We start from the raw sequence: 19,694 nt of genomic DNA, 5'->3' as shown, positions 1-19,694 counted from the left end.
GCCGCAGCCGAACTATCCCGTTAGGCTTGGACTGAAAACCCGGGCCAGGCTCGATGCCCCGTACGCTCAGGAGCTTCAATGAATCCGTCTACCATCATCGGCATGATTGCCAGCACGATACTGCTGGTCAGCGTGCTCTTCTTCACCGCCGAGTCGCCGCAGAGTTTCATCAACCTGCCAGGGCTCGCCATCGTGCTGGCAGGCACCATGGCGGCGACGTTCATCAGCTACCCATTGAAGGAGGTCGTCCGGGTCGTACGCCTGGTGGGGCTGGTGTTCCGGCGCGAGAACACCTACATACGCGATGACATCAAGGAACTGGTCGACATCTCGCGGCTATGGTTCAAGGGCGACGTGAGAGCCGTCGAGGCGGCGCTGGACAAGGCACGCAATCCCTTCCTGCGCACTGGCATTCACCTGGTGATCGCCAATACCAAGGAAGAAGAAATCTTCGACCTGCTGCGTTGGCGTATCGCCCGGCTCAAGGCGCGCGAACATGCCGAAGCGCAGATTTTTCGAACCATGGCCACCTATGCGCCGGCCTTCGGCATGATCGGGACCCTGGTGGGGCTGGTCAACATGCTCGAAGTCATGGAGTCGGGTGATCTGCACGTCATTGGGCCGCGCATGGCGGTGGCGCTGCTGACCACCTTTTATGGCATCCTGCTGGCCAACCTGGTGTTCAAGCCGATTGCCGTAAAGCTCGAGCGACGCACGGAAGAGCGGCTGATTGCCATGAACATGGTGCTGGAAGGAATCTCGCTGATCACCAAGCGCCGTCTGCCCTCGTTCATCGAGGAGACCCTCAACTCCTTCGTCGCCAACTATCACGACGAGATTCGCGATCCGGTCGTGACCAAGCGCGACGCTCCCGACGGACAGGCGCAAAATGCTTGATCGCAGCACGCGCAACGTGCTGCATCCTCCTCCCATCGAGCCAGGGGAGAATGAGGGCTGGCTGGTGAGTTATCTCGACGTCTTGACGCTGCTCATCACACTGTTCGTGCTGCTGCTCTCGCTGGCGGGCAACGGCCTGGCGATAAAGGGTGATCGGTACGGCGGCGAAGTGGCCGCACTGGTGACGCCTCAGGCCGAGGCCGCTGCTCGCATGGTGGCGGGGGTGGGGCTCATGCCGAATCACAATGGCCTGCAGCCGCGTTTCCCGGGGCTCGAGATCGAAGGTGTGAGCGTCCTGGAGGATCAGAAAGGCATTACCCTGCGCATCGACGACAATCTGCTGTTCGATAGCGGCCAGGCCATTCTTACCATGCAGGGGAGAGAAGTGCTGGGACGCTTGCGTGATGTCCTCGCCTCCTTCGAAGGTGAGGTGTCCGTGGAGGGGCACACCGACAGCATGCCCATTGCGACCTCTCGCTTCCCGTCCAACTGGGAGCTTTCCTCGGGACGCGCCATTGCCGTGCTGCGTTACCTGTCCGAACTAGGCGTGCCGGCCGAGCGGTTGCGGGCGGTGGGCTATGCCGAGACGCGACCGCTGGAGAGCAACGAGACAGCGGCAGGGCGAGCTGCCAATCGGCGCGTCGAGCTGTTGCTGCATCAGGAAGCGAACGGCTAAGTGCGACCTCAGGCGGCTCGCTCGAAGGGGGCGGAGGATCCGCCGCAGCGTCGCGGGATAGGGCACGACGGTGCGGCGAGAGCTCAGTGGTCGACGCGACCCAGCAGCAGGAACTCGATCAGTGCCTTCTGTGCATGCAGGCGATTGCCGGCTTCCTGCCACACCACAGCGCGCGGGTCGTCGAGCAGGGTCTCGCTGATCTCCTCTCCGCGGTGAGCCGGCAGGCAGTGCAGGAACAGCACGTCCGGTTTGGCCTTGTCGAGCAGCGCTTCGCTGACCTGGAAGCCGGCGAAGTCGGCCTCGCGCTTGGCCTGCTCCTCCTCCTGGCCCATCGAGGCCCATACGTCAGTAGTCACCAGGTCGGCGCCGGCGACGGCCTCGGCGGGGTCGTGCAGCAGGGTAACCCGATCGCCAGCGGCCTCGAGGATGTCCTGGCGCGGCTCGTAGCCTTTGGGACAGCAAACGCGCAGTTGGAAGTCGAACTGGCGTGCGGCGTTGATCCAGGAGTGGCACATGTTGTTACCATCGCCGATCCATACCGCCGTGCGCCCGCGCACGCTGCCACGCAGCTCGGTCCAGGTCATCACGTCGGCCAGCAACTGGCAGGGGTGATAATCGTCGGAAAGCGCATTGATCACCGGCACCGAGCTGGCAGCGGCGTACGCCTCGAGGCCGGCATGAGAGAAGGTGCGTATCATCACGATGTCGACCATCTCCGCCAGGACCCTTGCGGTATCCTCGATCGGCTCGCCCCGGCCAAGCTGGGTGTCCCGCGGCGAGAGGAACAGGGCGTGGCCGCCGAAATGGGCCATTGCCGTTTCGAACGAGACCCGTGTTCGTGTCGACGATTTCTCGAAGATCATGGCCAGCGTGCGGTTGGTGAACGGCGCGTAGGTCGGCCCCTGGGCACGCAGGCGGTTCTTGATCGTGATGGCGCGCTGGATCAGGTAGTGCAGCTCTTCGGGACTCAGGTCCAGCAGGGTCAGGAAATGGCGTGTCGCCATGGCGATCTCTCCGCGCGAAAAAACCACCATCCTATCCAGCCGGCGGGGGATGCGCAATTCGCCCGTCATCAGTAGAATGGGACCAAGAGCAAAAGGCCGAGCGCGGTACTCGGATATTACCGGCACCCTCGGCATCCACGATCCAACCTGGAGCGCACATGAGCACTACCCTCGAGAACATTCAGCGCCAGATCAGCGAGAACCCCATCCTGATCTACATGAAGGGCACTCCCCAACTGCCCCAGTGCGGCTTCTCCGCCCAGACCGTGCAGGCCCTGATGTCCTGTGGCGAGCGCTTCGCCTTCGTCAACGTGCTCGACAATCCGGACATCCGCGCCGAGCTGCCCAAGTACGCCAACTGGCCGACCTTTCCCCAACTGTGGGTCGAAGGCGAGCTGGTGGGTGGCTGCGACATCGTCGTCGAGATGTACCAGAGCGGCGAGCTGGAGAAGCTGATCAAGGACGCGGCGGCACGTACCAAGGCCAAGGAGGAGGGCGGCGAAGCCTGAACCCGCCTCGATACGGCATGGCCCCGACAAGGCCCGCGAGCTTCGGCTCGCGGGCCTTGTCGTTTCCGGGCTGTGTCCACAGGCCTGATACGTTAGGAAACCAAATGACGAAGCAACGGGTTTGAAATCCCCTTCGGGCACGACCACGCTGACAGCTGAATGGCCGAAATGGATTCAGGCATGCACAAGCCAGGGAGGTAAAGATGCAGACACCCTTGGAAATCACCTACCAGCACGTTTCACGTTCCGACTGGATCGATGAGTACGTTAGGTCGCGCGTGGCCAAGTTGGAGCACTTCAGCAAGGATATCGTGTCATGCCGCGTCACTATCGAGCAGACCCAGAACCCCCACAAGACGGGGAATCCATATCGCGCCCTGGTCGAGGTGTCCCTACCGGCCAAGGGAGAACTCGTTGCTGAGAAGAGCGATAAGGTCGTCGACCCACATGTTCAACTGCGTCCCATCATTCGTAACGCCTTCGAAGCCATGGAAAAGCAGCTCAAGAAGCAGGCGGCGAAGCGTGATGGCAAGGTCAAGCAGCATAACGATGAACCGATACCTCCAGTGGCGACGGTAGTTCGCCTATTCGAGAAGGATGGCTACGGCTTTCTCAAGAGCCTCAGTGGTGAAGAATTCTACTTCCACAAGAACTCGGTACTGCACGATGATTTCAAGCGCCTAACCGTAGGCACCCGGGTACGCTTCGAACCCGACGAAGGAGAGGAGGGGCTGCACGCCAGCACCGTGCAGATCATCGACAAGCCGGGAGTTGGCGGCACGCCAGGCGAAGATGACCTCGACATGCCCGCCGGCTGGGAGCAGGACACCGGCACCCGCCACTGAGCATCCGCTGGACCTTACAGGTCCTCCAGGCCCTGTTCCCGCTGCGCCAGCGCCCAGCCGCCCAGATCCTTGTAACGGTTGACGATGGCGCAGAACAGCTCCGCGGTGCGCTCGGTATCGTAGCGTGCCGAATGCGCTTCGTGGTTGTCGAAGGGAATGCCCGCTGCGCGGCACGCGCGGGCGAGGACCGTCTGGCCGTAGGCCAGGCCCGACAAGCTGGCGGTATCGAAGCTGGAAAAGGGGTGGAAAGGGTTGCGCTTGATCCCGCAGCGGTTGACCGCGGCATTCAAGAAACCATGGTCGAAGGCAGCGTTGTGGCCGACCAGTACGGCGCGGGTGCAGCCGTGAGACTTGATCGCCTTGCGAACTGGGCGAAAGATCTCGCCCAGGGCTTCGGCTTCGGAGAGCGCCACCCGCTGGCGCAGAGGGTCGTCGAGCTTGATGCCGGTGAAGTCCAGTGCCGACTGCTCCACGTTGGCCCCGGAGAAAGGCTGCACATGGTAGGCGTAGGTCGCGTCCGGCATCAGATTACCTTCGGGGTCCATGGTCAGCGTCACGGCGGCGATTTCGAGAATGGCATCGCGCTCCGGATTGAATCCTCCGGTTTCCAGATCGACCACCACCGGCAGGAAACTGCGAAACCGCTGTGCCATCAACTCGCGAGTCGCCTCGCTCATGCGCCTCTCCTCATCACGCGTCACGCGCCTCTCTCTGTCGTCGTCAGTTGTCGTTGCCCGCCTGCCGTTTCGGCATCGGCTTGCTGCCGGCAGGAGTTCCCTGTCCGGCCGGCAGTCATGAGCAAAAAGTCTATCAGCTCGGAGGCGATACGTCCCGCCGCCGGTATTCGCCGGGCGGCAGCCACGCTATACTGGACGCCTTGTGACGCTTATCTGAAAGGAGCCCCCGAATGTCCGATGTCAAGAAGGTCGTGCTTGCCTATTCCGGCGGCCTGGACACGTCCGTCATCGTCAAGTGGTTGCAGGAAACCTACAACTGCGAGGTCGTGACCTTCACCGCCGACATCGGTCAGGGCGAGGAAGTCGAACCCGCGCGTGCCAAGGCCCAGGCCCTGGGCGTGAAGGAGATCTACATCGAGGACCTGCGCGAGGAGTTCGTTCGCGACTACGTCTATCCGATGTTCCGCGCCAACACCATCTACGAAGGCGAATACCTGCTGGGCACCTCCATTGCGCGCCCGCTGATCGCCAAGCGCTTGATCGAGATCGCCAACGAAACCGGCGCCGACGCCATTTCCCACGGCGCCACCGGCAAGGGCAACGACCAGGTGCGCTTCGAGATGGGCGCCTACGCGCTGAAGCCCGGCGTCAAGGTGATCGCCCCGTGGCGCGAGTGGGACCTCACTTCCCGCGAGAAGCTGATGGCCTACTGCGAGCAACACGACATTCCCGTCGACTTCTCCAAGAGCAAGAAGAAGTCGCCGTACTCCATGGATGCCAACCTTCTGCACATCTCCTACGAGGGCGGCATCCTCGAGGACCCCTGGGCCGAGGCCGAGGAGGACATGTGGCGCTGGAGCGTGTCGCCGGAAGCCGCTCCCGACAAGCCCACCTACGTCGAGCTGACCTATGAGCGTGGCGACATCGTCGCCATCGACGGCAAGCCGATGAGGCCCCACGAAGTGCTCGAAACCCTCAACAAGCTGGGCGGCGACAACGGCATCGGCCGTCTCGACATCGTCGAGAACCGCTACGTCGGCATGAAGTCCCGTGGCTGCTACGAGACCCCGGGGGGCACCATCATGCTGCGCGCCCACCGCGCCATCGAATCGATCACGCTCGACCGCGAGGAAGCGCACCTCAAGGACGAGCTGATGCCCAAGTACGCCAAGGTGATCTACAACGGCTACTGGTGGAGCCCGGAGCGTCGCATGCTGCAGGCCGCCATCGACGAGACCCAGAAGAACGTTTCCGGCGTGGTGCGCATGAAGCTCTACAAGGGCAGCGCCACCGTGGTGGGCCGCAAGTCGGAGCAGTCACTGTTCGACGAGTCCATCGCCACCTTCGAGGACGATGCCGGCGCCTACAATCAGAAGGATGCCGAGGGCTTCATCAAGCTCAACGCCCTGCGGTTGCGCATTGCGGCCGGAAAGGGCCGCCAGCAAGGCTGATTGCCTGTCGATCTGCTTCGAATGCGCCGGCCAGTGGCCGGCGCTCTCGTTTGGTAGGTTCGCATTGAAAGAACTCGTAGGGAAAAATTCGTAGGGAAGAGCTGTAGGAGAGAACAATGCTGAAGAAACTGTTGGGTGGGTTGTTCGGAAGCGGCGAAGCCAAACCGGGGAATGCCAAGGCCGCCGAGCCGGTCGAGTACAACGGCTATCAGATCGTCTCGGAGCCGGCCGAGCAGGGCGGGCAATTCCGCGTCAGCGGCTGGATTCGCAAGCCGGGCGGGAATGGCGAGATACGAGAGCACCGCTTCGAGCGTTCCGACCTGGTTCCGGGGCGCGAAGCCTGCGACCAGTTGATGGTGAGCAAGGCGCAGCGTTACATCGATCAGGTCGGCGACGACATGTTCGAATCGCGCTGAGGCGGACTTGGCCGCGAGGCGGCTTCATCCCTTGGCCCAAGTGCCTCGCGGGCCTTCTCTCGTTACACTCGCTTGATGTGGTCGGGCGACGGGAGACGACATGCGTGTGCTGCATCGGGCTTCACCCTGGCGGGAGCTGTTCGCAGGTGATGGCGAGCCGGAGCCGGCGGCTCTGCTGGCCCCGCTGCGCGCAGCGCTGGACGAGTTGGGGCCAAGCCCCGATCTGCCTACCGCCCATGCCTGGCAGCTGCGTCTGGTCGAAGCGCTGCAACGACTCGACCTGCCTGCCTGGCGCATCAGCCAGTTGATCAGCGATCACAACGACCTGCTCTATCGTCGCGCCATACAGCTCTCGCTGAACGAGATGCAGGGTCAAGGGTGGGGCAGTCCACCAGTGGCGTTCTGTGTGCTCACACTGGGCTCTGCCGGCCGTCACGAGAGCCTGCTCGCCCCCGATCAGGACAACGCCATGATCGTGGCTGACTACCCAGACGCTCGTCACTCAGAGATCGACGGTTTTTTTCAGGCCCTGGGGAGCGTTTCACCACACGTCTCGACGAGGCTGGCATCCCGCTGTGCAACGGCCATGTCATGGCGCGCTGGCCTATGTGGCGCAAGCGCCTCTCCGAATGGTGTGAGCAGCTCACGCTGTGGACCCGGGAGCGTCGCGTCAAGCGTGTCCAGCAGAGCAATATCCTGCTCGACTTCCATCCGGTATTCGGCGATGCCAATCTGGCCGACGCGCTGGCGGGGCATGTCGCGCAACTCATGCCACGGGCCGGTCTGTTCCTCGATGAAATGGCGCAACTGCTCGATGAGCTACCCGTGGCCCTGGACCGTTTCGGCCGATTGTCCGGAGACGATGAGGGGGCGCCTCACGAGAACGCTCTCAATCTCAAGCGACAAGGGCTGCTGCCATTGGTCAATGCGGTACGTCTGTTGTCGTTGCGCCATGGCGTCAGGGTGCCCGATACGCGCCGGAGATTGTCGGCACTAGTGCTCAAGGAAGCGCTCACGGCGCGCCAGGCGAGGGCGGGTATCGCTGCGCTGGACCGTCTTCAGGAGCGGTTACTGACGGAGCAGTCGATCAACCTGAAGGCGGGGGAGCCGCCGATGGATGGATCGACGTCGCCAGGCTCGAGGATGACCACCGACTGTTGCTGCGGCACGACATGCAGGCGATTCGAAGCCTGGTCAGACTGGCACAGGGGAGCACCGGCAGGTAATTCCAGTTCACTTCTTTGACGTGGGCGTGAGGGCGGCCAGGAGCTCATAGGCCTGATGGTGAGCCTGTTGGTAAATATCGAACAGGCGGGAATTGCCATCGTATGGTGTCATCTGGCGCATGGCGAACTGCCGCTCCGTTCCTTCGATGCGCTGCAGCAAGTTTCCGTAAACCCCTTCCCGGCGTAGTATGGCATCGCTGGTGGCCGAGTCGAGTTCCAGACAGCCGAGAAACTCCTCGCGTGGGATGCCCAATAGCAGCTCGGCTGTCGATAGCAAGCCGATGAAATAGGCATCCTGGCTGTTCAATTGGTCCCGCTGGGCCAAGAGTTCGCAGGCCTTGGCGCGGGTCAGCGCCAGCTCCGCGTATTCGGACGGTGCGTTGTCGAGCAACCCGAAGAGCGTCACCCAACTGGAAAGCTGCCGGAAGCCAAGGCGGGTCACTACGTCCTGGATCGAGCCGATGGGCGAGAGCGGATGGTAGTAGGCGCTATTGACGATACGGATCAACTTGATGGCCAACTCGGGATCGGCCTGAATCAGGCGGATGACTTCACCGGTGTCCGGTTCGGATCGGCAAAGCTCCTTGAGAAGGTGAGTTGCCTGCAGTGTCGCGGGAGGGATTTTCTTGCCATACACTGGCGCCGGCCGTGCGTAGAAGTACCCTTGGAAGAGTTCGAATCCAAGTTCGAGGTAGGCATCGCGCTCTTCTCGGGTTTCGATCCGCTCGGCTATCCACGCCGCCTCGAGATGCGCGAAACGCTCGCGGTACGCGCGTGCTTCCGCCAGGGACGACACCTGGATGTCGATCTTGATGTAGGAGGCGAAGGGAAGCAGAGGGTCCCACTCCGGAGCAAAGGCGAAATCGTCCAATGCAAAGCGAAAGCCCTGCTGGTGCAGCCGGCTGACGGCCTCGACCAGGGCGGGTGTGGGCGTTATCCGCTCGACCAGCTCGATCACCACATGCGCCGGGGAAACCGGCAGAAAGTGGCGTGCCAATAACAGATCGGCGGATACGTTGATGAAGGCCGGTGCCCGGTAATGAAGGGCTTTTTGCGATATGGCCGTACACAGCTGGTAAACCACTTCCGCCGTAGCGTGATCTTCACCGACATCCAGTGCGCTCAGGCCCTGGTCGTCGCGATAGAGCAACTCGACTCCACGCACGTTGTCCGCGCGATCGAAAATCGGCTGCGAAGCCAGTAAGAGGTCGTCTGCACTATCCGGTCCCTGTGTCATGCCTTGACCCTCGGACTCTTATCTTCCCGTTATCGGCAGCGCTTCGAGAATTCTTTAACTTGGATTTAAGCAAGCGTGTCGATCGGCTCATGAGTGCGCCGGGCGAATCCATGGGCAGGCGGGGTGCCTTTCAGCATCGGAGCATCGTCGTCCGGGGGCGGCCGCCCAAAGAGGCGAAGGTTGGCACTGCGCTGTCTTGCCGACATTGCGGGAGGTGCGGGCAATGTTATCCTGTCGGTCTATGCCATCTATCGACAGTCCTTGCCATCGGAGCGGTAGGATGCCGAGTTGCGACGCCACTTTGTCGGCAGGCAGCAGGGCTTGGGTGGCGGTATCGAACGCCATGGCTACGCCAAAATACCCATCTCTGCCAGCTAAATGGGTTGATGTCACAGATATTAGCCCATTAATGCCAAATTAAGCAAGCCCTTTTGAAGCTGTGTTGGAAATAAGTGCGTACCTATCGAAGTGGCATCGCTTCTATATAATTATCAGCGGCTTACTGGAAATGCGACACGTGGAAAAGAGAAGTGCTACGCACGACGCCCCTTCAGGTGCAGCAGAGCTCGGCAGCACACTAAGCGACAGGCTACGTGCTTGTGCGCGTATCGCAGGGAGTGGCAATGCCTTGGCAGATAAGGCCGGAGTAGCCAGACGGACGCTCGAGAATTATTTCAGTGGGCGGAGTGAACCCAAAGGGGCAGCGCTCGCCTCAATCGCCAGGGCCGTAGGGGTGAGCGGCCATTGGCTTCTGACTGGTGAAGGGGAAATGCTGCTTGAGGAGTCGGCCAGCCCGCAGCGGGACCCTGCCGCTGGCAGCGGCCAGGGGATTGCCCACGACTTCGACACTCTGGAGGAGATCATTGCCAAGACGTGCGCCATGTTCAAGGCCAAGGGCATCAAGCTACGACCCGAGGCCGAGGCCAAGGTGATCCGGTTGATGTATGAGTACTACCTGCGCCATGGCGACGCCATGGATGAGGCTACCATGGAGAACGTCATCGCATTGGCTGCCTTCCGCTGACAGGGAATTAAAGGTAGACCGCGACAAATGGATGCTGTCCATGCTGCGGCTTCGCGAGCGATTTCTGCGGTTTGCCTACTCGGTAACGGTTTCCTGCGAGAGCGTGGCCAGCAGTTCGAGTGCTGCATGCTGCGCTTGGTAATACAGATCTGACAGTTTCTCTTCCTCGATATTGCGGACCGGCTGCCGCTGGGCATGGCGACGCTCGGTTTCCTCTATGCGATTCAGAAGGCTTCCATAACTCCCTTGGTGCAGCAATACTGCCTCGCGGATCGTGGTGTCGATCTCCAGATCGGCGAGGAACTCATTGCTGGGGATGCCGGTCAGCAGGTCGACCGTGGAGAGCAGACCAATGAAATAGGCGGTTTGGCCGTCCAATTGCTCCTGATGTGCGAGATGCTCGCAGGCCTTGGCGCGTGTCAGTGCCAACGAGGCGTATTGGGAGTGGACGTGGTCGAGCAGGCCAAAGAGTGTTACCCAACTGGAGAGTTGACGGAAGCCGAGACGCGCGACGATCCCCCGGATCGAGACGATGGTGCCATAGCAGGGGTAGTAGGCGCTGTGAGCGATACGTGTCAACTTGATGGCAAGTTGTGGGTCGGATCCGATAAGGGAAACGATCTCAACGGTATCGGGCTCGGGTTGCATGAGTTGACTGAGTATTTGCATGGCTTGGAGTGTCGCCGGCGGGATCTTCTTGCCGTAGACCGGAGCGGGACGGGCGTAGAAGTAGCCCTGAAAAAGGTCGAACCCCAGTGCCAGGTAGGCGTCATGTTCTTTACGCGTCTCCACACGCTCGGCAATCCACTGCACGTCCAGGTGGGCGAGGCGAGTGCGGTACTGCTTGGCTGTCGCGAGGGGCAGCGAGGTGATGTCAACCTTGATGTATGAGGCCAGTGAGAGTAGCGGGTCCCAGTCGGGAGTAAAGGCAAAGTCGTCCAGGGCGAAGCGAAACCCCTGGCCGTGCAGGCGGCGCACGGCATTGATTAGTGTGGGGGTGGGGGTGATGCGCTCGACGAGTTCGATGACCACCCGGTCGGGTGGCAGCGGAAGAAAGGGTTCGGCGAGTAATAGCTCGGTGGAGACGTTGATAAACGCCGGTACCCGAAGCAACTCGGTTCTGTCGATGATGGCAGTGTTGAGGTGGTAGATCAGCTCCGAGGTGGCAATATCCTCGCCGACTTCGAGTGCGCTCTTGCCCAGATCGTTGCGGTACAGCAACTCGACCCCATGAGCAGTATCCTGACGGTCGAAGATCGGCTGCGCTGCCAATAAGAGGTTGCCCATTTCCTTTGTTGCTGGTGTCATCCTGGCTGCCCCTTGTACTTCCCTGCCATCCCTTTCGTCGTCTTGCCGCCGGTTGCATGGGCCTGGGTGCGCTAATGACCTTGATGCAGTGAGCCGGGCAGCTGACAACCTAGCTTGTTTGTTCTATGGTTGGCAATATTTTTCTTGACTGGCGTGGTAAAAGTTGCGTGTGGCATTCTACTTCACCATCACGAGAAGGGCTGGGTTTTGTCAGGCCCTGGGCGCGTACCGTTTACGCTGCCGGTGCCTCTGGCAACTCCATTACCAGGCAGGCACCGTTCAGCGTCGGGGCATCGTCGACCCAGAGCCGGCCGCCCAGGTGGGCGACGATACCACGGCTGATTGGCAGGCCCAGGCCGCTGCCGCGGGGGCGGCCGCGGGCCTTGCCGCTGACGCCGCCGTAGCGCTTGATCTGGTGGAATTTCTCGAACACCCTCTCGCGCTCCTCCCGAACGATGCCTGGGCCGTTGTCTTCCACGCTCAAGCGGAAATTCTGCTGATGGCGGGACAGGTGGAGCCTCACTTGCGGATTTTCGTCGGCGGCGAACTTGCCAGCGTTGTCGAGCAAATTGATGATCACCTGCTCCAGGCGGTCGGAATCGCCGATCACGGGAGCTTCGTCGAGTTCCAGGTCGACCTTCAGTTCTACGCCGCGATCCTCCTGCAGCCGATGCACCGCGTCCACGCTGTGGCGTACCAGTGCCACCAGGTCGAGCCGCTGCGGCGTCAGGGTCAGCCGGCCGCTCTCCAGGCGTGCCAAGTCGAGGATTTCCTCTATCAGGCGCGAGAGCCGTTGGCTCTCCAGTACCACCACCTCGAGGAAGTGGGTACGTTTCTCTTCCGGCAGGTCCTTGCCGTCGCGCAGGATCTCGGCGAAGGCGCGAATCGAGGTGAGCGGCGTGCGCAGCTCGTGGCTGACCATGGCGACGAATTCGTCCTTGAGCCGGTCGAGTTCGCGCAGGCGCTCGTTGGCGGCACGCAGTTCCTCGCCGATCTTGGCCAGCTCGTTGGATTTCTGCTCGAGGCGACGGTTGTATTCCAGCGTCTGCGAGGTGGTATCGAGGATGCTGAGGATCGATTCCAGGTCAAGCGCCTCGCCACGTACGACGGAATTGATCAGCACCCGCGCCGACGCGCTGCCCAGTGCACCCGACAAGGCTTGCTCGGCACGTGCGATCAGGGTTGGCGGTGCGGGCGCATCGTCAGCCTGGGTGCCCTGTGGGTCGGCCAGGATGCGAGCCGTGGCACTGGCGCCCAGGTAGCGGTTCAGCAGGCTCTTGAGTTCGCCACGGGTGGTTTGGCCGCGCCACAGCGAAGTGTGCTGCAGGCCGGGGTTCATGGCTTCGGTGAACAGTGCCGCCTGGGTCTGCTCCACCGGGCTCTGGCGAGTGAACAGCGAAATGCCGACCAGCAGGCCAACGTTGGCCAGCAAGCTCCACAGCAGGGCATGGCTGTAGATATCGAAGCCCTCGAGGCCGAACAGTGCGTAGGGGCGCAGCCACTCCAGGCCGAAGGGGCCCTGCACCAGGAAGGTGGCATCGAGCCAGCCTGACTGGGCGAAGCCTGGCAGCAGCAGGGTATAGATCCAGGTAACGAAGCCTGCGAGCAGCCCCAGGCTGGCACCGGACCGGGTCGCGCCGCGCCAGTACATGCCGATCAGCATGGCCGGGGCGAACTGGGCCGCACCGACGAACGACACCAGCCCGATGGTCACCAGGCTATAGGAATCACCGATCAAGGCGTGGTAGAGATAACCCAGCAGCAGGATCAGCACGATCGCCACGCGACGGATGCCCAACAGCCAGCCGGCCAACTCGCCCTGGGAACTCAGGTGGAGCCGTTTGGAGCGCAGCAATAGCGGCATGATCAGCTGGTTGCTGACCATGGTGGAGAGTGCGATGGTTTCGACGATCACCATGCCGGTGGCCGCCGAGAGGCCGCCGATGAACACCAGCAGCGGAATGCCTTCGATGCCCGCCGAGAGCGGCAGGGTCAGGACGAAGCTGTCGGGATCGCTGTTGCCCGCCGGTAGCAACAGGCCGGCCATGGCGATGGGAATCACGAACAGGTTGATCGCGACCAGGTAGAGTGGAAACAGCCAGCTGGCACGCGCCAGGTGGCGCTCGTCGACGTTCTCCACCACCAGCACCTGGAACTGGCGCGGCAGTGTCAAAAAGGCGAGGAAGGCGAGCACCAGGGTGCCGGCCCAGCCGATGGCGCCGCCGGGCACCGCCTCGAGTCCCAGCGCCCCGCTAATATGGGGGCTGTCGGCAACCTGACGGAACAGGTCGAAGGGGCCGTTGAAGAGCACGAATACGACGAATACCCCAACGGTGAGGAAGGCCACCAGCTTGACCAGCGATTCGAAGGCAATGGCCGCCACCATGCCTTCGTGGCGCTCGCTGGCGTCCAGGTGCCGGGTGCCGAACAAGATGATGAAGACCGCCAGCACCAGCGCGACCCAGAATGACTTGTCGACCCAGAAGCTCTCCTCGACCAGGCGAAACTCGGCGGCCTCCGGGTAGTTGACCAGCACCGCATGGCTCAGGGTGATCGCCTTGAGCTGCAAGGCGATATAGGGCGTGATACCGATCAGCGCAATCAGTGCCACCAGTGCACCGAGACTGGAACTCTTGCCGTAGCGGGCGCTGATGAAGTCGGCGATGGAGGTGATGCGCTGGGTGCTGGCGATACGCACCATCTTGCGAATCAGCAGCGGCGCCATCAGCATGGCCAGCGTTGGGCCCAGGTAGATCAACAGGAAACTGGGGCCGAACTCTGCCGCACGACCCACGCTGCCGTAGAAGGTCCAGGCGGTACAGTAGACCGCAATGGAGAGGGCGTAAACGGTGGGTGAACCAATTACCGAGCGGCCCTGTTCGGCGCGGCGGTCCCCCCAGGCGGCGATCACGAACAGCAGCGCCAGGTAGCCGAAGGCGACCGTCAGTACGACCGGGTCGGTCCTCATCGTGTCAGCTGTCCTCCCGACGATGCTCCATCAGCCAGGCGGCCAGGCCGATGACCAGCAGCCAGGCCACGAACAGATAGAGCGGCAGCCATGACAGGCCGGCGGTGGAGGGCCGGTCGAAGATCAGTACCAGTGGCGGCGAGAAGAGCAGCGTGGCCAGGCCGATCAGTGCGACCAGCCGGGCCTGGGGGCCGGAGGCGCTCATGTGCACGCGTCCTCCCGGTCGAAGGCGGTGGCCTGCAGCGCCAGCGCTTGCTCCAGGGTCTCGATGCCGCGTGCCTCCAGCCGCGGCAACAGTGCCAGCCACAGCTCGGCCGTCATGCGCGCGTCTCCCAGGGCGGTGTGGCGGGTGCCGGGCGGAAAGCTCAGGTCGTAACGATCGGCGAGGGTGTCCAGGTCATGGCCATCCAGGCTCTCGTCCAGGGCGCGTGAGATCAGCAGCGTATCCAGCACCGGCATCTCGAGGATGACGCCGGTGCCGGGAGTCTGCAGGGCCAGCAGGTCGAATGCCGCATTGTGGGCCAGTATCACGGCGTCGCCGATGTAGTCGCGAAAACGCGGCAGAATGACCGGCAATGGTGGGGCGCCGGCGACATCGTCGTCGGTGATACCATGAATCGCCGTGCTGGCGGGAGGGATCGGCTTGCCGGGGTCGACCCGTGCGTCGAAGATGTCGCTGGCCAGCAGGCGTGAATTGACGATCCGGCAGGCGCCGATGCTGATCACCGTGTCGCCACGCCGCAGCTCCAGGCCAGTGGTCTCGGTATCGAAGGCGACGATTTCCAAGGCACGCAGCGGGCAGCGGGCCAGCTCGGCATCGGGCGGCGGCAGATCGGCGATGCCGAAGTCGTGGAACTCAGGGCGCGGCGGCAACTGGCTGGGCGGGGCGCCGACGCGGTCCACGGCGGGTAGCGGCAGGCGCAGGCGGGCGTGCCGACCATCGTCGTCAGCCAGGCTCCAGGCATCGCTGGCGTGCTGGCGCAGCAGGTCGCCGATCCGGGGGAAAGCGGCAATGCGGCAAGCTTCTGTTCGCACCAGGTGGCCAGTGTGCGCTGCGGTAATGGGCTGCCTGGCCAGATCAGGTCGAGATAGACACGGCGATTGCCGAGCAGGATCTCGCCCTCGAAATGCGTGGTGCCAGCCTCTTCGCTCAGGCGTTCCAGCAGCGCTTCCAGCATCACCAGCAGGGCGGGAGCATCGCCTTTGAACCAGGCCGGCATGCCGATGGGGAGCACTTCGATCGGTCTGTCGCCCAGCCGCTCGTTGAGCGATTGCCAGAGGTCGTTGGACCACAGCGGCACCAGCCGCTCACCCTGCTGCTGCATGTCTTCTATCAGACGCCCAAGGCCTTCGATCTCGTTGCCCAGTGCGCGGCTCTCCTCATCGATGACCGCTTCCAGGCGTCGACGCAAGGTATCGTCGATATGCCGGGCATGGCGTACGCTGCCCAGCGCTTCGGCGGCGCTGGCCAGGCTTGCGCCGTGCCGGCGCAGCGGGGCGATTCGGTCGGCGAGGTTGGCGCGGGCGCCCATCTCGCTGTTCCACACGGAAGTGGCATCGGTCAGTGTCAGCAGCGTTTCACCATTGCTCTGAGGGACCCGGCGCAAAATCACATGCAGCCAGCGCTCATTACAGGGCACCAACAGCTCGCGAGGGGAGCCGTCGTCCGGCAGCTGTCCCAGAGAATCCTGCAGGCTTGCGATTGGCAGCAAGGCGTCCAGACGCTTGCCTAGCCCAAGCCCCGGGTGATTCGCGAACAGCTTCTCGGCGGCTTGGTTGAACAGCAGCAGGCGGCGATGGTGATCGCAGAGCAGCAGCGGTGTATCCAACACCTGCAGTAACGTCTCGAGCTCCTGGCGGATACGCGCTGCACTGCGTGCCCCTTCGGCATGCGCCGTGGCCAGACGGGCGCGATCGCTGCGCCAGGCCTCGCGTACACGCACCAGGTCGGGGCCAAGACCGCGCAGCCATCCTTCGGGCGGATAGTCGTCACGGGCGTCGGGATTGGCGACCAGTCGTGCGAGCTGCACCTGAAGATGGCGCAGCGGGGTGAAGAGCATGCGTTCGAGCAGCAGACCGATCAGAAAGATGGTGCCGCCGCCAGAAAAACAGCCCAGCCACAGCACCAGGCGAGCGAAGCCTTGGGGCTGGAACAAGCTGTCCAGCCAGGCCGCAAAGATGGCGCCCCCCAGCAGGCTGATGCCGCTGAGCAGCAGCCACAGGCCGATCAGGCGCTGGCGCTTGGGCAACTTGCGCCCGAACATCAGGCATCCTCGGCGAGCAGGGCTTTCACCTTCTCGACCAGGGCCTGGGTCGAGAAAGGTTTGGTCACGTAGTCATCGGCACCCAAGGCCAGTCCCTTCTCCCGTTCCACCTCGCGCCCATGGGCAGTGAGCATGATGATCGGGAGCCTGGCATGGCGGGGATCGTGGCGCAATTGCTCCAGCACGTCGAAGCCGCTCAGGCCGGGGAGGCTGATGTCGAGCAGGATCAGGTCGGGCGGCGACTGCTCGACCTCGGCCAGAGCGCCTTCGCCATCCTCGGCCGTTGTCACTTCGAAACCGGCCTGCTGCATAAGGAACTCCAGCGAAAGGACGATATTGGGCTCATCGTCCACCACCAGCACCTTGGCCATGCATCACTCCTCGAGCGTCTTGTATGTTATTGATCATTAGTCTAGTGCGCGTGTAGGGAGCGGCAAAGACGACCTTGGCAGAAGAGGCAGCCGCTAGGAACTCTACTACCACGAGCTGGCCGTCAGCGCCACGGGCTCTAGCGCGGCTCGTCGCTGTCTTTCTCGAGTCGCCAGCGCTTGGGCCCCAGCGGGCCAAGCCAGAGCCACACCTGCAGCAGCACCAGCACCGGTAACAGCCAGGCCGGAGCGCCGGTGGTGCGGGTCAGGACGTAGTAGATCAGGTAGGCGGTTACGCCGGCGGCGAGCCCCACCAGCGTGAACAGGAAGGCGCGTGCCTGGCCTGGCCGGCGCGTCACGCGAAAAAGCATACCGATGAAGGCGCCAAAGGCGCCGGCCATGGTGAGTTGGAGCAGTGTCTCTTGCATGGGCGTCTCGTCTTTCCACAGGCGGACTTTCTTCCGGCAGCGTAACGTGCCCGTTCAGCCGGTGCTGTAAGACTTTTGATCGTTGGAGGGAATCATACGACTTTAGCTGTAAATCGTTAGCGCGAGAAGGTCGCGAATTGGACTTAGGGCCTCGCTCTGCGCAGACTTTCCTGGGCAGAGTCCGGCCTACTGCCGGACCTGGCGCGTCGCGTAACATGCGAGCCGCCCAGAAAGATAAAGGACAATCCTTAAAAAGGAGCTGACCAGAATGAGTGCCATCATTTTGCTGATTCTTGGTCTTGGCGGTATGGCGGCGGGGTACTTTCTCTATTCCCGTTTCATAGCCACCAAGATCTATCGTCTCGACCCGATTTCAGAACGCCCGCCCACGAGTACGAGGATGGGGTCGACTTCGTGCCGACCAATCGCTACATCCTCTGGGGCCACCATTTCACCTCGGTGGCAGGGGCCGCCCCCATCGTCGGGCCGGCCATCGCGGTCATCTGGGGCTGGCTGCCCGCCTTCCTGTGGGTAGTCCTCGGGACCGTGTTCTTCGCCGGCGTGCACGATTCCGGCGCCATCTGGGCCAGCGTGCGCAACAAGGCCAAGTCCGTCGGTGCGCTGACCGGCGACGTGGTCGGCGCCCGGGCCCGCAGCATCTTCATGATCGTCATCTTCCTGGTGCTGCTGATGGTCAACGCCGTGTTCGCCGTGGTCATTGCCGGGTTGATGATGAACTTTTCCAGCGCCGTGGTACCGGTGTGGGGAGCCATTCTGGTCGCGCTGATCATTGGCCAGTTGATCTATCGCCGCATTCTGAGCCTGCCGGTGGTATCGATTCTCGGCGTCATTGCCCTGTACGTGCTGATCTTCATCGGCCCCTCGGTACCGATCCAGATGCCGGCCGAGGTGGGTGGCCTTTCCGGTAACGCGGTGTGGATTCTGATCCTGTTTGGCTATGCCGCCATCGCCTCGATGCTGCCGGTATGGGTACTGCTACAGCCGCGTGACTACATTAATGGCCTGCAGCTGTTCATCGGCCTGATCGTGCTCTACGGTGCCATTCTGCTGCTCAACCCCAGCGTAGTGGCGCCGATGATCAATGGCGACCTGCCGGCAGGCACGCCATCGATGCTGCCGCTGCTTTTCGTCACTATCGCCTGCGGTGCCATTTCCGGCTTTCACGGTCTGGTTTCCTCCGGCACCACCTCCAAGCAGCTCAACCGCGAAACCGACGCGCGTTTCGTCGGCTATTTCGGCGCTGTGGGCGAGGGCATGCTGGCGCTGGCGGCCATCCTGGCCGCCACGGCCGGTTTCGCTACCTTCGCCGACTGGCAGGCGGTCTATACCGCCTTCGGGGCCGGCGGTGTCAACGCCTTCGTCGAAGGCGGCGCCTACATGATCCACAACGGCCTGGGCCTGCCCGAAGTGACCGCAGCGACACTGCTGACCGTGATGGCCGCGCTGTTCGCCGGCACCACCATGGATACCGGTCTGCGCCTGCAGCGTTACATTTTCCAGGAGTGGGGCGTGATCTATAACCTCAAGTGGATGACCAAAAACGTACCGGCCACGCTGCTCGCCGTGGGCAGCTGCCTGCTGTTGGCCTTCGGCGCCGGAGGGGCCGACGGTACCGGCGGCATGATCATCTGGCCGCTGTTCGGCACCACCAACCAGCTGCTGGCGGGTCTGACCTTGCTGGTGGTCACGGTGATGCTGGTGCGCCTGCGCCGTCCCATGTGGTACACCCTGGCGCCGCTGTGCTTCCTGCTAGTGATGACTATCGCTGCGCTGCTCATACAGCTGCGCACCTTCTTCAACGAGGGCAATTACTTCCTGCTCTTCGTGGACATCGTGGTACTGATTGCCGCGATCCTGGTGGCCATGGAGTGCGCCTCGGCGCTGAAGCGCTCACGGGCGGAAATGGCCCGCCAGGAGTGAACCGGAGGCATGCAATGAGCGACGATCATGACAAAGAGCATGACCCTCGTCGCGAGCGGGTTAGGGCCTGGCTGAGCCAGGCCCGGTTCGTCGCCGAAGAGTTCTACAGCGCGCGCTATCGCGGCGCCATTGCCCGCGCCAGGCGCGACGAGGACGACCTGTTCATGCTGCTGGTGTTCTCGGAGATGATGGGGGTACCCAACCCGGCTGCCTACTACACCCTGGAGCTGCAACCGCTGTTGCTCGAGCGCTTCCACGAGTGGCACCGGCGCATGGGCATGGAGCGCTCGCCCCTGGATCATTTCAGATGTTGCTAGCGTCCGGACCTCGAGCGAGCGGCGCAGGGGACAGGCCGCAGCGGGGTCTTCTTCCAGGGATGGAAGAAGTAGCGCCCAGGGAAGGGTTTACAGCGCCCCCGCATAGGCCTGTCGTCGGATTAGCCGCGAAGCCACCAT

At 62.7% G+C, this 19,694-nt stretch carries 17 protein-coding genes and 4 pseudogenes; 12 read left to right on the top strand and 9 right to left on the bottom strand.

Features of this window, described 5'->3' with window-relative positions; all coding sequences use genetic code 11:
* Positions 1-78: 78 nt before the first annotated feature.
* Both EKK97_RS13340 and EKK97_RS13335 read left to right on the top strand, forming a co-directional pair.
* Positions 79-897, top strand: a complete 819-nt coding sequence (locus EKK97_RS13340; RefSeq protein ID WP_159552537.1) for a motility protein A — start codon at positions 79-81, stop codon at positions 895-897.
* A complete protein-coding gene (locus tag EKK97_RS13335; RefSeq protein ID WP_159552535.1) occupies positions 890-1,573 on the top strand; it encodes an OmpA/MotB family protein in 684 nt (227 codons plus the stop codon). The genes EKK97_RS13340 and EKK97_RS13335 overlap by 8 nt, the downstream gene beginning before the upstream one ends.
* A gap of 83 nt (positions 1,574-1,656) precedes the next feature.
* Here EKK97_RS13335 and argF read toward each other — a convergent pair whose 3' ends face one another.
* Complete coding sequence (gene argF, locus EKK97_RS13330) at positions 1,657-2,577, bottom strand: ornithine carbamoyltransferase (RefSeq protein ID WP_159552533.1); 921 nt, start codon at positions 2,575-2,577, stop codon at positions 1,657-1,659.
* A 158-nt stretch (positions 2,578-2,735) separates the two neighbouring features.
* Between argF and EKK97_RS13325 the strand changes: the two genes are divergently transcribed.
* On the top strand, positions 2,736-3,086 hold the full coding sequence (locus tag EKK97_RS13325) for a Grx4 family monothiol glutaredoxin (protein ID WP_159552531.1): 351 nt from the start codon (positions 2,736-2,738) through the stop codon (positions 3,084-3,086).
* Positions 3,087-3,289: 203 nt separating this feature from the next.
* Entirely contained in the window at positions 3,290-3,931 is a 642-nt protein-coding gene (locus tag EKK97_RS13320; protein WP_201296891.1) for an HPF/RaiA family ribosome-associated protein, read from the top strand.
* A gap of 14 nt (positions 3,932-3,945) precedes the next feature.
* Here EKK97_RS13320 and rnt read toward each other — a convergent pair whose 3' ends face one another.
* Positions 3,946-4,608 carry a ribonuclease T gene (rnt, locus tag EKK97_RS13315; RefSeq protein WP_159552529.1) on the bottom strand — a complete coding sequence of 221 codons (663 nt, stop codon included), beginning with the start codon at positions 4,606-4,608 and terminating at the stop codon, positions 3,946-3,948.
* Positions 4,609-4,838: 230 nt separating this feature from the next.
* Between rnt and EKK97_RS13310 the strand changes: the two genes are divergently transcribed.
* From EKK97_RS13310 to EKK97_RS25870, 4 genes and pseudogenes are all read left to right on the top strand, one after another.
* A complete protein-coding gene (locus tag EKK97_RS13310) occupies positions 4,839-6,059 on the top strand; it encodes an argininosuccinate synthase (protein ID WP_159552527.1) in 1,221 nt (406 codons plus the stop codon).
* A gap of 116 nt (positions 6,060-6,175) precedes the next feature.
* Positions 6,176-6,475, top strand: a complete 300-nt coding sequence (locus tag EKK97_RS13305) for an HlyU family transcriptional regulator (RefSeq protein WP_159552525.1) — start codon at positions 6,176-6,178, stop codon at positions 6,473-6,475.
* A gap of 100 nt (positions 6,476-6,575) precedes the next feature.
* Positions 6,576-6,929 (top strand): annotated as a pseudogene (locus EKK97_RS25875) (DUF294 nucleotidyltransferase-like domain-containing protein); the annotation flags it as partial.
* 113 nt (positions 6,930-7,042) lie between these two features.
* Positions 7,043-7,720, top strand: a complete 678-nt coding sequence (locus EKK97_RS25870) for a putative nucleotidyltransferase substrate binding domain-containing protein (protein ID WP_340162981.1) — start codon at positions 7,043-7,045, stop codon at positions 7,718-7,720.
* On the opposite strand, the gene EKK97_RS13295 is transcribed toward EKK97_RS25870, so the two are convergent.
* Complete coding sequence (locus tag EKK97_RS13295) at positions 7,709-8,938, bottom strand: EAL and HDOD domain-containing protein (protein WP_159552523.1); 1,230 nt, start codon at positions 8,936-8,938, stop codon at positions 7,709-7,711. The genes EKK97_RS25870 and EKK97_RS13295 overlap by 12 nt on opposite strands.
* A 508-nt stretch (positions 8,939-9,446) precedes the next feature.
* On the opposite strand from EKK97_RS13295, the pseudogene EKK97_RS26125 reads away from it, so the two are divergent.
* Together EKK97_RS26125 and EKK97_RS24760 are read left to right on the top strand one after the other, a co-directional pair.
* Positions 9,447-9,698: pseudogene (locus EKK97_RS26125) on the top strand (helix-turn-helix domain-containing protein); the annotation flags it as partial.
* A 9-nt stretch (positions 9,699-9,707) separates the two neighbouring features.
* Positions 9,708-9,962: a hypothetical protein gene (locus EKK97_RS24760; RefSeq protein ID WP_234286830.1), complete on the top strand. Its 255-nt coding sequence runs from the start codon at positions 9,708-9,710 to the stop codon at positions 9,960-9,962.
* 75 nt (positions 9,963-10,037) lie between these two features.
* Here the strand turns inward: EKK97_RS24760 and EKK97_RS13285 are convergent, their stop codons facing one another.
* From EKK97_RS13285 to EKK97_RS13260, 6 genes and pseudogenes are all read right to left on the bottom strand, one after another.
* Entirely contained in the window at positions 10,038-11,270 is a 1,233-nt protein-coding gene (locus EKK97_RS13285; protein ID WP_159552519.1) for an EAL and HDOD domain-containing protein, read from the bottom strand.
* A gap of 232 nt (positions 11,271-11,502) precedes the next feature.
* On the bottom strand, positions 11,503-14,238 hold the full coding sequence (locus EKK97_RS13280; RefSeq protein WP_159552517.1) for a sensor histidine kinase: 2,736 nt from the start codon (positions 14,236-14,238) through the stop codon (positions 11,503-11,505).
* Positions 14,239-14,242: 4 nt separating this feature from the next.
* Positions 14,243-14,443 carry a hypothetical protein gene (locus tag EKK97_RS13275; RefSeq protein WP_201296890.1) on the bottom strand — a complete coding sequence of 67 codons (201 nt, stop codon included), beginning with the start codon at positions 14,441-14,443 and terminating at the stop codon, positions 14,243-14,245.
* Positions 14,440-16,502 (bottom strand): annotated as a pseudogene (locus tag EKK97_RS13270) (3'-5' exonuclease). Before EKK97_RS13270 ends, EKK97_RS13275 begins: the two are co-directional and overlap by 4 nt.
* The gene (locus tag EKK97_RS13265; RefSeq protein WP_159552513.1) at positions 16,502-16,873 is read right to left on the bottom strand and encodes a response regulator transcription factor; all 372 of its coding nucleotides are present in this window, start codon (positions 16,871-16,873) and stop codon (positions 16,502-16,504) included. The pseudogene EKK97_RS13270 and the gene EKK97_RS13265 overlap by 1 nt, the downstream one beginning before the upstream one ends.
* Positions 16,874-17,010: 137 nt before the next feature.
* Positions 17,011-17,298, bottom strand: coding sequence for a MotA/TolQ/ExbB proton channel family protein (locus EKK97_RS13260; protein ID WP_159552511.1), 288 nt, complete (start codon positions 17,296-17,298; stop codon positions 17,011-17,013).
* 268 nt (positions 17,299-17,566) lie between these two features.
* Between EKK97_RS13260 and EKK97_RS13255 the strand changes: the two are divergent.
* Together EKK97_RS13255 and EKK97_RS13250 are read left to right on the top strand one after the other, a co-directional pair.
* Positions 17,567-19,239, top strand: a pseudogene (locus tag EKK97_RS13255) (carbon starvation CstA family protein).
* A gap of 14 nt (positions 19,240-19,253) precedes the next feature.
* Positions 19,254-19,556 carry a cory-CC-star protein gene (locus EKK97_RS13250; protein WP_159552509.1) on the top strand — a complete coding sequence of 101 codons (303 nt, stop codon included), beginning with the start codon at positions 19,254-19,256 and terminating at the stop codon, positions 19,554-19,556.
* Positions 19,557-19,694 lie beyond the last annotated feature (138 nt).

Origin of the sequence: Billgrantia tianxiuensis (assembly GCF_009834345.1) — a bacterium.
GTDB classification, from domain to species: domain Bacteria; phylum Pseudomonadota; class Gammaproteobacteria; order Pseudomonadales; family Halomonadaceae; genus Halomonas; species Halomonas tianxiuensis.
The sequence above is the reverse complement of the archived record's forward strand: the minus strand, read 5'-3'. Positions and strand labels throughout refer to the sequence as shown.

Bases quoted from the DNA above. Each gene is read 5' to 3' on its own strand.
- EKK97_RS13340 (WP_159552537.1), top strand. From the start codon at position 79: ATGAATCCGTCTACCATCATCGGCATGATTGCCAGCACGATACTGCTG.
- EKK97_RS13335 (WP_159552535.1), top strand. From the start codon at position 890: ATGCTTGATCGCAGCACGCGCAACGTGCTGCATCCTCCTCCCATCGAG.
- argF (WP_159552533.1), bottom strand. From the start codon at position 2,577: ATGGCGACACGCCATTTCCTGACCCTGCTGGACCTGAGTCCCGAAGAG.
- EKK97_RS13325 (WP_159552531.1), top strand. From the start codon at position 2,736: ATGAGCACTACCCTCGAGAACATTCAGCGCCAGATCAGCGAGAACCCC.
- EKK97_RS13320 (WP_201296891.1), top strand. From the start codon at position 3,290: ATGCAGACACCCTTGGAAATCACCTACCAGCACGTTTCACGTTCCGAC.
- rnt (WP_159552529.1), bottom strand. From the start codon at position 4,608: ATGAGCGAGGCGACTCGCGAGTTGATGGCACAGCGGTTTCGCAGTTTC.
- EKK97_RS13310 (WP_159552527.1), top strand. From the start codon at position 4,839: ATGTCCGATGTCAAGAAGGTCGTGCTTGCCTATTCCGGCGGCCTGGAC.
- EKK97_RS13305 (WP_159552525.1), top strand. From the start codon at position 6,176: ATGCTGAAGAAACTGTTGGGTGGGTTGTTCGGAAGCGGCGAAGCCAAA.
- EKK97_RS13295 (WP_159552523.1), bottom strand. From the start codon at position 8,938: ATGACACAGGGACCGGATAGTGCAGACGACCTCTTACTGGCTTCGCAG.
- EKK97_RS24760 (WP_234286830.1), top strand. From the start codon at position 9,708: ATGCTGCTTGAGGAGTCGGCCAGCCCGCAGCGGGACCCTGCCGCTGGC.
- EKK97_RS13285 (WP_159552519.1), bottom strand. From the start codon at position 11,270: ATGACACCAGCAACAAAGGAAATGGGCAACCTCTTATTGGCAGCGCAG.
- EKK97_RS13280 (WP_159552517.1), bottom strand. From the start codon at position 14,238: ATGAGGACCGACCCGGTCGTACTGACGGTCGCCTTCGGCTACCTGGCG.
- EKK97_RS13275 (WP_201296890.1), bottom strand. From the start codon at position 14,443: ATGAGCGCCTCCGGCCCCCAGGCCCGGCTGGTCGCACTGATCGGCCTG.
- EKK97_RS13265 (WP_159552513.1), bottom strand. From the start codon at position 16,873: ATGGCCAAGGTGCTGGTGGTGGACGATGAGCCCAATATCGTCCTTTCG.
- EKK97_RS13260 (WP_159552511.1), bottom strand. From the start codon at position 17,298: ATGCAAGAGACACTGCTCCAACTCACCATGGCCGGCGCCTTTGGCGCC.
- EKK97_RS13250 (WP_159552509.1), top strand. From the start codon at position 19,254: ATGAGCGACGATCATGACAAAGAGCATGACCCTCGTCGCGAGCGGGTT.